At 68.5% G+C, this 11,739-nt stretch carries 13 protein-coding genes and 1 riboswitch; of the genes, 9 read left to right on the forward strand and 4 right to left on the reverse strand.

All coding sequences use genetic code 11. The annotated features are described in order from the left end of the window. The coding region (locus AC1D12_RS12045) for an aldo/keto reductase (RefSeq protein WP_477840602.1) at positions 1 to 842 on the forward strand (842 nt) is incomplete at its 5' end. 75 nt (positions 843 to 917) lie between these two features. Next, a complete protein-coding gene (locus AC1D12_RS12050; RefSeq protein ID WP_477824967.1) occupies positions 918 to 1,970 on the forward strand; it encodes a hypothetical protein in 1,053 nt (350 codons plus the stop codon). A 10-nt stretch (positions 1,971 to 1,980) separates the two neighbouring features. On the opposite strand, the gene AC1D12_RS12055 is transcribed toward AC1D12_RS12050, so the two are convergent. After that, positions 1,981 to 2,790, reverse strand: coding sequence for an HAD-IIB family hydrolase (locus AC1D12_RS12055; protein WP_477824966.1), 810 nt, complete (start codon positions 2,788 to 2,790; stop codon positions 1,981 to 1,983). Positions 2,791 to 2,884: 94 nt separating this feature from the next. After that, positions 2,885 to 2,969: riboswitch (S-adenosyl-L-homocysteine riboswitch) on the forward strand. A gap of 75 nt (positions 2,970 to 3,044) precedes the next feature. On the opposite strand from AC1D12_RS12055, the gene ahcY reads away from it, so the two are divergent. From ahcY to metF, 3 genes are all read left to right on the forward strand, one after another. Further along, positions 3,045 to 4,472, forward strand: coding sequence for an adenosylhomocysteinase (gene ahcY / locus AC1D12_RS12060; RefSeq protein WP_477840604.1), 1,428 nt, complete (start codon positions 3,045 to 3,047; stop codon positions 4,470 to 4,472). Positions 4,473 to 4,559: 87 nt separating this feature from the next. After that, the gene (locus tag AC1D12_RS12065; protein WP_477840606.1) at positions 4,560 to 5,327 is read left to right on the forward strand and encodes a TlyA family RNA methyltransferase; all 768 of its coding nucleotides are present in this window, start codon (positions 4,560 to 4,562) and stop codon (positions 5,325 to 5,327) included. Next, entirely contained in the window at positions 5,324 to 6,154 is an 831-nt protein-coding gene (gene metF, locus AC1D12_RS12070; RefSeq protein ID WP_477824963.1) for a methylenetetrahydrofolate reductase [NAD(P)H], read from the forward strand. The genes AC1D12_RS12065 and metF overlap by 4 nt, the downstream gene beginning before the upstream one ends. Positions 6,155 to 6,363: 209 nt before the next feature. On the opposite strand, the gene AC1D12_RS12075 is transcribed toward metF, so the two are convergent. Continuing rightward, positions 6,364 to 6,942: a 5-formyltetrahydrofolate cyclo-ligase gene (locus tag AC1D12_RS12075; protein WP_477824962.1), complete on the reverse strand. Its 579-nt coding sequence runs from the start codon at positions 6,940 to 6,942 to the stop codon at positions 6,364 to 6,366. Positions 6,943 to 6,990: 48 nt separating this feature from the next. On the opposite strand from AC1D12_RS12075, the gene AC1D12_RS12080 reads away from it, so the two are divergent. Continuing rightward, a complete protein-coding gene (locus AC1D12_RS12080; protein WP_477840608.1) occupies positions 6,991 to 7,416 on the forward strand; it encodes a TfoX/Sxy family protein in 426 nt (141 codons plus the stop codon). Here AC1D12_RS12080 and AC1D12_RS12085 read toward each other — a convergent pair. Then, on the reverse strand, positions 7,355 to 7,726 hold the full coding sequence (locus tag AC1D12_RS12085) for a DUF2917 domain-containing protein (protein WP_477824960.1): 372 nt from the start codon (positions 7,724 to 7,726) through the stop codon (positions 7,355 to 7,357). The genes AC1D12_RS12080 and AC1D12_RS12085 overlap by 62 nt on opposite strands. Before the next feature lie 92 nt (positions 7,727 to 7,818). On the opposite strand from AC1D12_RS12085, the gene AC1D12_RS12090 reads away from it, so the two are divergent. Further along, positions 7,819 to 8,871: a LysR family transcriptional regulator gene (locus AC1D12_RS12090; protein WP_477824959.1), complete on the forward strand. Its 1,053-nt coding sequence runs from the start codon at positions 7,819 to 7,821 to the stop codon at positions 8,869 to 8,871. Here AC1D12_RS12090 and AC1D12_RS12095 read toward each other — a convergent pair. After that, on the reverse strand, positions 8,837 to 9,439 hold the full coding sequence (locus AC1D12_RS12095) for a 5-formyltetrahydrofolate cyclo-ligase (protein ID WP_197066934.1): 603 nt from the start codon (positions 9,437 to 9,439) through the stop codon (positions 8,837 to 8,839). The two genes, AC1D12_RS12090 and AC1D12_RS12095, sit on opposite strands and share 35 nt — an antisense overlap. 22 nt (positions 9,440 to 9,461) lie before the next feature. Between AC1D12_RS12095 and AC1D12_RS12100 the strand changes: the two genes are divergently transcribed. Then, a complete protein-coding gene (locus tag AC1D12_RS12100; protein ID WP_477840610.1) occupies positions 9,462 to 11,477 on the forward strand; it encodes a transglycosylase SLT domain-containing protein in 2,016 nt (671 codons plus the stop codon). Further along, a partial coding sequence (locus AC1D12_RS12105) for an NAD-dependent epimerase/dehydratase family protein (protein ID WP_477840612.1) occupies positions 11,474 to 11,739 on the forward strand: 266 nt, incomplete at its 3' end. The genes AC1D12_RS12100 and AC1D12_RS12105, both read left to right, overlap by 4 nt.

Below are 11,739 nucleotides of genomic sequence, written 5' to 3' on the forward strand. Positions count from 1 at the left end.
TGTCGGAGCAGATCACCGGGCAGGCGCTGCGCAACCTGAAGGTGCCGCGCGACAAGGTGGTCATCGCCACCAAGGTGTTCGGCGAGACCGGCGCCAAGGGCGTCAATTCCTCGGGCATGTCGCGCTTCCACATCATGGACGGCGTGAAGGCGAGCCTGAAGCGCCTGCAGCTGGAGCACATCGACCTGTACCAGATCCACGGCTTCGACCCGTCGACGCCGATCGACGAGGCGGTGCACGCGATGGACACGCTGGTGCAGCAGGGGCATGTGCGCTATGTCGGCGTGTCGAACTGGGCGGCGTGGCAGATCGCGAAGGCGCTGGGCATTGCGGAGYGCGACGGCAAGGCGCGCTTCGAATCGCTGCAGGCCTACTACACGATCGCCGGGCGCGACCTGGAGCGCGAGATCGTGCCGATGCTGCGCAGCGAGCAGGTCGGGCTGATGGTGTGGAGCCCGCTGGCCGGCGGCCTGCTGAGCGGCAAGTACGGGCGCGACGGCCAGGGTGCCGAGCATGGCAGCCGGCGCACCACCTTCGATTTCCCGCCGGTGAATCGGGCGCGTGCCGACGACTGCATCGACGTGATGCGCGGCATCGCCGAGGCGCATGGGGTGTCGGTGGCGCGGGTCGCGCTGGCCTGGGTGCTGCACCAGCCGGCGGTGAGCACGGTGATCATCGGCGCCAAGCGGGTCGAGCAGCTGGACGACAACATCGCGGCGACGGCCTTGAAGTTGAACGCCGATGAACTGGCGGCGCTGGACCAGGTCAGCGCGCTGCCGGCGGAGTACCCGGGGTGGATGCTGGCGCGGCAGGCGGGGCAGCGGGCGGCGCGGCTGGGGTGATCCGTCAGGGGCGTCGAGGAGGAACGTTCGAGGCGAGGTGGTTACCAAGCAGAACCAGTTCGTCAGGATGTAGCCATGCTCGAGTCAGTCAAGAAGTCGCGCTTCAATCCCTTCTCTCGGAGGCGCAATGGCTCGGATGGGCCGAAGGTTCGTGGGGATGTCGAGAGGAACCGAGAAAAGGCCCGCCACTCGAACTCGTCGGTGGAGGACTCCCTCGGGTTTTCGCTTGATGGGACCGCCAGCGAGGAGGCCGATCGAACTCAGATGAACGAGTCACTGAAGCACGGTGCTGTGGATGAGATTCTGCGTCGAGGAGGCCCTTTCGGCAGCCGTGCCAGTCACCAGAACCTTGAGATGTTCATCGAGAATGCCACTGCACTGATCACGAGCGACGATGATGTGGCAACGCACGTTGAGAATGTGTTCTTGGCCCTGGAGATGGGCTTCACTGTCGAGGCAGAGCACCGCGGCTTTCTGGACAAGTTGGCCAGGTGGTGCAAGTCCGCAAAGAAGCGCCTCGGCGACGACAAGGCCTTGTGCAGTGAACTCGACAGGCTGCGCGTGCCGCTCGAAAGCGCCGCCCTCACACTGCAATCGGAACCTCGCACCGTTTTCGCGGCCGATTGCGGGGCTATTCCAACCTACAAGACAGAAATCGAACTGCGGGGCGACTCAAGTGGCTTTCGTCTCAAGAATCGCACGCCACTGTTCCAGAAGGACGTCATCTTCAAGATCAAGGGCTATAAAAGTGCCACTTCGGGTGAGCTTGTTCAATTCCTGCGTGACGCCGTGGAGGGCAAGGACCCGGAATTCGGGCCGGTGAAGCAGTTTCGACTCTGTGCATGGTTGATGCGGAAGCATGCTTTTTCCGGTGAAGAGGCCTTCCAGGTTCTTGCTCACGCCGTTGCGGCAATGCGCAGCTACCAGGGATGGGCCTGGGCCAGCTCGGATTTTCACCACGCGAAGACGCTGTTCAAGCAGTGCCGAGCGCTGCACTCGGCTGGTGAATTTGGCGATTGCTCCAAGCCTGCTGCCGCATGGCTGTACGAATTGGGGCAGCACACGGCGATCCTTGGCCACGACAAAGGGCTCAAGTTGGGAGGCTTGATGTCGGGAACCAGGACGTGATGACGCAGTTTCAACCCAGCGCCAGCAGCGCCTGAACGAACTCGGCGAACCCTTCGCCTCGGGGGCTGCGCGTCAGGTACGCCGGCCAGGTGTGCAGCCGATCGGCGAACTGCATCAGGTTCGCGACCCCCACGCTGACCGGGAAGTGCCCGAACATCGCCTGGTCGTTCGTCGAATCGCCGACGTAGGCCCAGGCGGGGGTCTCGGCATCGAGCGAACGCCCGAGCAGCCGTTGCACGATCCAGCGCGCGCCGCTCAGCTTGTCGTGCTCGCCGTACCAGCCGTTGATGTGGATCGAGCTGACGGTGGCGTTCATGCCTTCGCTGCGCATCACCTGCAGCACCGCGTCGATCTGCGGCTGCGTGAGGTGGGCGAACTCGCTGTGGTCGATCGCGATGTCGGTGACGCGGCCGGCGCTGTCCTGCGCGAGCGTCGTGCCAGGCACCTCGGCGAGCACGCGTTGCGCGGTGCGCCGCAGCCGCAGCGTGTTGCGGGCGCGGGTGGCCTCGTCCTGCGCGTACTCGATCTGCAGGTGGCCGGCCGCGTTGCGGAATAGCGCGACTGCGCCGTTCTCCGCGACGATCGCATCGATTGGCCAGTCGCGCGCAAACGGCTCGCTCCAGCCCATCGACCGGCCGGTGATCGCGATGACCGGCAGCCCGGCGTCGCGCAGCGCCTGCAAGGCCGCCAGCGCTTCGGGCTCGATCGCGCCGTCGCGCGTCAGCGTGTCGTCGATGTCGGTCAGCACGCCGCGCACGCTGCGGGCCAGCTCGGGGCTCAGTTCTGAAAGGGGGCGAGGGCGGGGCGCGATGTCAGACATGCCCTGCAGTCTTGCACGACCCGCGGGCATACCGCACGCCACAACGCACGCAACGCACTGGAATCCGCCCGATCCGGCGACTACAATCCCTGCACTTTCCGAGGAGCGTTGCAAGGCCGCCTGTCGCCACGACAGCCGCCCCAGGCTCGGGAATTCAATTGCAACCGCGCTCACCCGCACGATCGTCCCTCGTGGGTGAGTCTCTGAACTGCCAACGGCGATGCGCGTGCGGGTCCCTTTCAATGGAGCCCGACATGAACGCTGTTCTCAAGCCTTCCCAAGACCACGCCATCGCCGACATCTCGCTTGCCGCCTGGGGCCGCAAGGAGATCCGCATCGCCGAGACCGAGATGCCCGGCCTGATGGCCATCCGCGAGGAATTCGCGAAGGCGCAGCCGCTGAAGGGCGCGCGCGTCACCGGCTCGCTGCACATGACGATCCAGACCGCCGTGCTGGTCGAGACGCTGCAGGCGCTGGGCGCCCAGGTGCGCTGGGCCTCGTGCAACATCTTCTCGACGCAGGACCACGCCGCCGCCGCGCTGGTCGAGAAGGGCACCCCGGTGTTCGCCTACAAGGGCGAGAACCTGACCGACTACTGGGATTACACGCACCGCATCTTCGACTTCGGCCCGAAGGGTTCCGACGGCGAAGGCCCGAACATGATTCTCGACGACGGCGGCGATGCGACGCTGCTGATGCACCTGGGCCAGCGCGCCGAGAAGGACATCAGCGTGCTGGACAAGCCCGGCAGCGAGGAAGAGACCTGCCTGTTCGCGAGCATCAAGGCCAAGCTCGCGCAGGACCCGACCTGGTACACCCGCAAGAGCGCGCAGATCCAGGGCGTGACCGAAGAGACCACCACCGGTGTGCACCGCCTGAAGGAAATGAGCGCGAAGGGCACGCTGCTGTTCCGCGCGATCAACGTGAACGACTCGGTCACGAAGAGCAAGTTCGACAACCTGTACGGCTGCCGCGAATCGCTGGTCGACGGCATCAAGCGCGCCACCGACGTGATGATCGCCGGCAAGGTGGCCTGCGTGGCCGGCTATGGCGACGTGGGCAAGGGCTCGGCCCAGGCGCTGCGCGCGCTGAGCGCCCAGGTGTGGGTGACCGAGATCGACCCGATCAACGCGCTGCAGGCCGCGATGGAAGGCTACAAGGTCGTGACGATGGAGTACGCCGCCGACAAGGCCGACATCTTCGTGACGACCACCGGCAACAAGGGCGTGATCCGCCACGAGCACATGCTCGCGATGAAGGACCAGGCGATCGTCTGCAACATCGGCCACTTCGACAACGAGATCGACATCGCGGCGATCGAGAAGTACGAATGGGAAGAGATCAAGCCGCAGGTCGACCACGTGATCTTCCCGGACGGCAAGCGCATCATCCTGCTGGCCAAGGGCCGCCTCGTGAACCTCGGCTGTGGCACCGGCCACCCGAGCTTCGTGATGAGCTCGAGCTTCGCCAACCAGACGATCGCGCAGATCGAGCTGTTCACGCGGCCCGAGAAGTACCAGGTCGGCCAGGTCTACGTGCTGCCCAAGCACCTCGACGAGAAGGTCGCCCGCCTGCACCTGAAGAAGGTCGGCGCGATGCTGACCGAGCTGACGGACGAGCAGGCCGCGTACATCGGCGTGTCGAAGAACGGCCCGTACAAGCCCGACACCTACCGGTATTGAGCCCCCCAGTCGCTTCGCTCCTGCCCCCGAGGGGCGCCACCCCTGGGCCCGGCAAAGCCGGATCCCGGGGCGTTGCTTGATCATCCGATGCGCATCGACCAATTGCTTGTTCAAGAAGGCCTTGCTCCGACCCGATCGGCCGCTCAGCGGTTGATCGAGCGGGGCGCCGTCCGCTGGCTCGGCCCCAAGGGCTGGGCCGTTCCCAGGAAGGCAGGTGAGGACGTACCGGAAGGCTGCGAGCTCGAGATCACCGACGACGCGGAGCTGCGCTTCGTGTCGCGTGGTGGGCTCAAGCTGGAAGGTGCGCTCAAGCATTGCAGGATCGACGTGACCCGCCTCGCCTRCCTGGATGCGGGCCAGAGCACCGGTGGCTTCACCGATGCCCTGCTGCAGGCCGGTGCAGCCCGCGTGGCCGGCATCGACGTCGGCCACGGGCAGTTGCACCCGAAGCTGCAGGCCGATGCGCGGGTGCAGTGCTTCGAGGGCGTCAATGCGCGCGACGTGTCCGGCTCGGCCTTCGAGGCCGCGTCGACGCCGCACAGCTTCGGCTTCGTCACCGGCGACCTGTCGTTCATCACGTCGACGCACGTGCTGCCCACGCTGGCGCACTACCTGGCGCCCACGGGGCACCTGCTGTTGCTGATCAAGCCGCAGTTCGAGCTGCAGCCGGCGCAGATCGGCAAGGGCGGCATCGTCAAGGACGAACGGCATTTCGCCGAGGTCGAGACGCGCATCCGCACCGCCTGCAGGGAGCAGTTCCTCCAGGTGCGCGCCTATTTCCAGAGCCCGATCAAGGGCGGCAACGGCAACACCGAGTTCTTCGTGTGGGCCGTGCCGACCGAGGATGTTGCATGAACCGAGTTCCCGTCAGCCTGGAGTTCTTTCCGCCGAAGACGCCCGAGGGCGTCACCAAGCTCGCGGCCGTGCGCCAGCAGCTGTATGCGCTGAAGCCGAGCTTCTGCTCCGTCACCTACGGCGCGGGCGGCTCGACGCAGGACGGCACGCTGGCCGCGGTGCAGGCGATCCTGGCCGAGGGCGTCGAGGCCGCATCGCATTTCACCTGCGTCGGCGCCGACCGCGCGTCGGTGCGGGCCAAGCTGGCGCAGTTCCAGGCCGCGGGCATCCGCCGGCTGGTGGCGCTGCGCGGCGACCTGCCGAGCGGCTACGGCGGTTTCGGCGAGTTCCGCTATGCGAGCGAGCTGATCGCGTTCATCCGCGAGGCGACCGGCCGCCAGTTCCACATCGAGGTGGCGGCCTATCCCGAGATGCATCCGCAGGCGAGGTCGCCGCAGGCCGACCTGCAGGCGTATGTCGAGAAGGTGAAGGCGGGCGCCGATGCGGCGATCACGCAGTTCTTCTTCAACGCCGACGCGTACGAGCGCTTCGTCGACGATGCGCGCAAGCTGGGGGCCGGGATCCCGGTGGTGCCGGGCATCATGCCGATCACCAATGCGAGCGGCATCATCCGCTTCGCCGATTCGTCGGGGGCCGAGATCCCGCGCTGGATCCGGCTGCGGCTGCAGAGCTTCGGCGACGACACCGCGTCGATCAAGGCCTTCGGGCTGGATGTCGTGACCGAGCTGTGCGAGCGGCTGCTGCGCATGGGCGCGCCGGGGTTGCACATCTACACGATGAATGCGGCGACGGCGCCGCTGGAGATCTGCCGGCGGCTCGGGTTGTAGATTCGTTCGTTCGCGCCTTCGTGCCACCGCCCTGCCTTGTGGGGGGTGACAAGCGAAGAAGTGGGGTTGAATCCCGGCTTGGCACCCGGGCTACGAACGACGGACGCACAAGCGCAGCGAGGTGCCCATCAAGCAACGACCCGGGATCCGGCTTTGCCGGGCCCAGGGTTGGCGCTCCTTGGGGGCAGGAGCGCGAGCGACTGGGGGGCTCACTTGCTCCACATCACGCCTTCTTCGGTGATGACGGCATCCAACGCGTGCTCGTCTGGCCGCGGCCGCAGCATCGGCAGGAAGCCGTGCGCATAGCACAGCCCCACCGTGACCGGCCGAGGATTCAACGCCGCGATCGAGCGCTCGTAGAACCCGCCGCCGTAGCCCAGCCGCGCGCCCTCGGTGCCATAGCCCACGCACGGCAGCAGCAGCAACTGCGGCTGGAACTGCTCGGTGCCCTTGGGCTTCGGAATGTCATGCGCATCCAGCTCGGTCGGGCAGCCGGGGTACCAGACGTGAAAACGCAGCGTGCCATCCTTGCGGTCCATCACCGGCAGGCCGATGCGGCGTGCCGGGTCGGCCTCGCTCCAGCGGAACAGCGCCGGCAGCGGATCGAACTCGCCCTTGATCGGCCAGTAGCCGCCGATCAGCGTCTCGCGCCGGCTCACCAGCCAGATGCGCAGCATGCTCTGCAGTTGCACGGCACGCTCCAGCCGGTCGGGCAGCGCCTGCCGGTCGGCGATCAGTTTCGTGCGCAACACCCCGAGGGTGGTGGAGGACGTGTCGGAGGTGGCCATGGCGAGGCATTGTGACGCAGGCGCCTCTGCTGCCCCTACGATAGGCACATGGCCACGATCAGCTCGCCCAAGGATGAATTCGCCCGCTACTGCGTCGAGCTGCTCGGCTCGCTCGGCCCGACACGCYCGCGGCGCATGTTCGGTGGATACGGCTTCTACGTCGACGACGTGTTCATCGCGCTGATCTTTCAGGAGCGCCTGTACCTGAAGGCCGACGACGCGACCCGGGCCCGCTTCGAGCAGTCGAGCTGCCAGCCCTTCGTCTACGAGGGCGGCGACGGCAAGTCGGTGTCGATCAGCTACTACACCGCGCCCGACGAGGCGATGGAATCGCCCGCGCTGATGCGCCCGTGGGCGCGGCTCGCGATGGAGGCGGGCCTGCGCGCCGCGGCGGCCAAGGCCCGCAAGACCGTCAAGCCGCGTGCGGCAGCGGCGAAGACGAAGACCCCAGCCGCGAAGCGAGCTGCTCGCTGAGCCGCTGCGCCAGCGACTTGCCGCGCCGGCAGGCGTCCGGCGGCACCAGCAGCTGGAATTGCGCGCTCGGCCAAGCCTCGAGCACCGCCTGCGCACCGGCCGGCAGCGCGACGCTGTCGCCGCTTTCGAGCCACACATCCTGGGCCGGCTCGTCGGCCGTGCCGGGCACCGTCAGCCACAGCCGGCCTTCGGTCACGCGCAGCCAGCGGGGCCCCGGGCCGATCTCCAGCGGGCGTGCCTCGCCGGGTGCCACGGTCCAGCTCGCGGCCTGGGATTGTTGAAAATTGCTCATCACCATCGGGGTTGCCATGTCGCTCTCCTTGCAGGGCATGGAGTGAACTTTAGGGGGCTGCAGGCCGACGGTCCAATGACTTGTGTGACGCGCATTGATACCATTCGCGCATGAATCAACCGCGTCATCGGCCGCTCTCGGTCGGCCCGGTCCGGGCCTTCGAGGCGGTGGCCCGCCATCTCAGCTTCAGCGCTGCCGCCGAAGAACTGCACCTGACCCAGTCGGCCATCAGCCGGCAGATCAAGGGCCTGGAGGAAGAGCTCGGCGCGCCGCTCTTCAACCGCGGCACCCGCTCGGTCGAGCTGACCGGCGACGGCCAGGTGCTGTTGCGCGCGGTCGCGCCCTCGCTCGACCGGCTGGACACCGCGGTGCGGCAGATCCGCACCTCGCGCGGCCGGCGCCGCGTGACGGTCAACACCTTCGCGTCGTTCGTGTCGCTGTGGCTGCTGCCGCGGCTCGAGGCCTTCCAGCGCGCGAACCCCGACATCGACATCCGCGTCTCCGCCACCGACATGGTGGTCGACCTCGATGATCCCGAGATCGACATCGTGCTGCGCTACGGCGGCGACCACCTGGTGCCGGCCGGCACGCCGCGGCTGTTCGGCGAGACCCTGACGCCGGCCATCAGCCCGTGGCTGGCCGAGCAGATCGCGCGCGGCCAGGCGCCGCCGCTGTCGACGCCGGCCGACCTGGCCGGCCACACGCTGGCCGAGGAGGACGACAACCGCCCGACCGCCGAGTTCCTGAGCTGGCGGCGCTGGCTCACGCTGCATGGCCAGCCCGGGTTGCAGCCGCGCCGGTGGATGTACCTCAACTTCACCTACCAGCAGGTGCAGACGGCGCTGGCCGGGCAGGCGATCGCGCTGGCCCGCATGGCGCTGGTGGCCGACTCGCTCGAGCGCGGCGACCTGGTCGAGCCGTTCGGGCCGGCCGGGCGCATCGACGCGCCGCATGCCTACTGGATGGTGGTGTCGCCGCAGTCGGTGCTGCGGCCCGAGGTGCAGCGCTTTCGCGACTGGCTGATCGAGCAGGGCGAACGCACGAATGCGACGCTGACGAACGCGACGCTCACCGCGCAGTCGGCCCGCAGCGTGCAGCGCCTCGCGCAGGCGGCGCCCGAGCCGGTCATCAGCCCTGCGCCACCCCGTTCTCGGTCACGATGAGCGCGAGCGGCAGGTCGTGGGCTTGCGGCGCGAGTTCGGCCTCGCTGAGGCGGCCGGCCTCCCACGCGACGCCGACGGTCGTGACGTGCGGGTGCAGCGCGAGCCAGCGGTCGAAGAAACCGCCGCCGTAGCCGAGCCGCCAGCCGCTGCCGGTGAAGCCGACGCAGGGCACCAGCACCACGTCCGGCACCACCGCGGCACCGTTCGCAGCGGGGATGCCGCATTCATCCTTCTGCGACGGCGGGCTGCCATCCCACGTGCGGTAGTGCATCTGCGGCGGCACGCGCTGCGTGAATGGCAATGCAAGCGGCAAGGCGGCATGCGATCCATCGCCATCCCACAGGCTTGCTGCGTTAAATTCGGAACGCATCGGCCAATAGACCCCGAGGCACCCGGGTTCGAGTTGATCGAGAACCAGCCCGAGGTGACGCGTGAGAGATGCCGCCGCAACTTGTCCGGCGGGCGACGAGACAAACGCGGTGCGCGCGGCCAGCAGGCGCTGACGCAAGAGATGACGGACGTCGGGGTCTGATGGCAAGGTGGGCACCATGAAGGACAGCGTGAACAAAGACAAATCATATGGCGCGGGCATGACGAGGACGCTGGCGCGGTGGCTGCTGAAGGGCCTGGCGGTCGCCGTGCTCGCGAATGCGATGCCTGCCTGCGCGCAGAGCGGCAACGACGCGGYGCTCGAAGCCCGCGAGGCGCTGCGCAAGAAAGACCGGGCCCGGCTCGCCGCGCTGCGCGACAGCACGATCGCCGAGCGCAACCCGCTTGCGATGTGGGTCGACTACTGGGAGATCGGCCAGCGGCTGCAGTTCGTGCAGGCCGACGAGATCGCGGCCTTCTACCAGCGCTGGCGCGGCAGCTACGTCGAAGACCGGCTGCGCAACGACTGGCTGCTGGAGCTGGGGCGCCGTCGCGATTTCAAGACGCTGGCCGCCGACTACCCGAGCTTCCGCATGAACGACGACCGCGAGGTCTCGTGCTACGCGCTGCTGGCCGACCACCTCGACGGCAAGGACGTGCGCGCCGCCGCCCGCAGTGCCTGGTTCGCGCAGCGCGAGGCCGACGACGGCTGCGCGCTGCTGGCCGCGACGCTGTACGACGCGAAGCAGCTCACCGAAGCCGACGCCTGGCGCAAGGCGCGCCTCGCGATCGACGGCAACAAGCCGCGTGCGGCGCGCCAGGCGGCGCTGATGGTCAACACCCGGGCCGCCAGCGACGTCGACGACCTGGCCGACAACCCGGCGCGCTACCTGACCCGCGCACTCGGCGGGCGGCAGGCGAACCAGCTGAACACGCTGGCGCTGATGCGCCTCGCCTCCACCGACCCCGAACTCGCTGCCAACCTGCTGAGCGGCAAATGGGAGGCCGCGCTGCCGCCCGAGCTCGCGGCCTGGGCCTGGGCCGCGGTCGGCAAGCAGGCGGCGCTGAAGCTGCTGCCCGAGGCTTCCGGTTATTTCACCCGGGCCGCGCTGCTGTCGTCGAAGGCCGCGATCTCGATCGACTGGGCCGACGAGACGCTCGCCTGGAAGGCACGTGCCGCGCTGCGCGCCGGCGAGAACGCGCCGCGCTGGCAGCAGGTGGTGCAGGCGATCGATGCGATGAACCCGATCGAGCAGCGCGACGCGACCTGGGTCTACTGGAAGGCCCGTGCGCTGCGCGCGCTGGCCAAGGACTCGGCCGAGGGCGACGGCCTGCGCGCCCAGGCGACCGCGATGTTCGAGAGCATCGCGCCGCAGTTCGGCTTCTACGGCATGCTCGCCGCCGAGGAACTGGGCGGGCCGATCACGCTGCCGGTGGCGCCGCAGCCGCTGACGCAGGACGAGCGCGACGCCGCCGCGCGCCAGCCGGGGCTGGCCCGTGCGCTGGCGCTGGTGTCGATCGGGCTGCGCAGCGAGGGCGTGCGCGAATGGAACTTCACGCTGCGCGGCATGGAGGAGCGCGAGCTGCTCGCCGCGGCGCAGCTCGCCTGCGACCGGCGCGTCTGGGACCGCTGCGTCAACACCAGCGACCGCACGCGCGGCGAGATCGACATCGCGCAGCGCTACCCGACGCCGTTCCGCGCCGAGGTGATGGCGGCGTCGAAAGCGACCGCGGTCGACCCGGCGCTGATCTACGGGGTGATGCGCCAGGAGTCGCGCTTCCAGCCCGACATCCGCTCCAGTGCGAACGCCTACGGGCTGATGCAGGTGATCCAGCCGACCGCGAAGAACGTCGCCAAGCGCATCGGCATGGCCTACGACCCGGCGCAGATCATGGACGTGCCGACCAACGTGCAGCTCGGCTCGAGCTACCTGCGGCTGCTGCTCGACGACTTCGGCGGCTCGCAGGTGCTGAGCGCGACCGCCTACAACGCCGGCCCGGGCCGGCCGCGGCGCTGGCGCGACGGGCCGAAGCTCGAGCCGGCGATCTGGATCGAGAACATCCCGTTCAACGAGACGCGCGACTACGTGAAGAAGGTGATGTCCAACACCTTGCTGTACGCGACGCTGCTGAACGACCCGACGGCGCTGCAGACCGCATCGCTGAAGGCCCGGCTGGGCAAGCCGGTCGGCCCGCGCGAAGTGACCGCGCCGCCGCCCGACGGCAGCCTGCCATGAACGGAAGCCGGCCGTTGAACCTGCTGGTCATCGGTGGATCCGGCTTCCTCGGCCGGGCACTGTGCGCCGAGCTGGTCCAGCGCAGCGGCGGCGGTGGTGGCCGGCTGACGGTGCCGAGCCGGCAGCCGCAGCGCGCGAAGGCGCTGGCGATGCTGCCGACCGTCGAGCTGCTCGCGGCCGACGTGCACGACGATGCGCAACTCGCGGGCCTGGTTGCCGGGCGCGATGCGGTGGTCAACCTGGTCGGCATCCTGCACGGGGG

The organism is Rhizobacter sp. P1_G5 (genome assembly GCF_056405435.1).

Coding starts and splice junctions, on each gene's coding strand:
- metF (WP_477824963.1), top strand. CDS start 5,324: ATGAACCGAGTTCCCGTCAGCCTGGAGTTCTTTCCGCCGAAGACGCCC.
- AC1D12_RS12085 (WP_477824960.1), bottom strand. CDS start 7,726: ATGGCAACCCCGATGGTGATGAGCAATTTTCAACAATCCCAGGCCGCG.
- AC1D12_RS12055 (WP_477824966.1), bottom strand. CDS start 2,790: ATGTCTGACATCGCGCCCCGCCCTCGCCCCCTTTCAGAACTGAGCCCC.
- AC1D12_RS12075 (WP_477824962.1), bottom strand. CDS start 6,942: ATGGCCACCTCCGACACGTCCTCCACCACCCTCGGGGTGTTGCGCACG.
- ahcY (WP_477840604.1), top strand. CDS start 3,045: ATGAACGCTGTTCTCAAGCCTTCCCAAGACCACGCCATCGCCGACATC.
- AC1D12_RS12090 (WP_477824959.1), top strand. CDS start 7,819: ATGAATCAACCGCGTCATCGGCCGCTCTCGGTCGGCCCGGTCCGGGCC.
- AC1D12_RS12050 (WP_477824967.1), top strand. CDS start 918: ATGCTCGAGTCAGTCAAGAAGTCGCGCTTCAATCCCTTCTCTCGGAGG.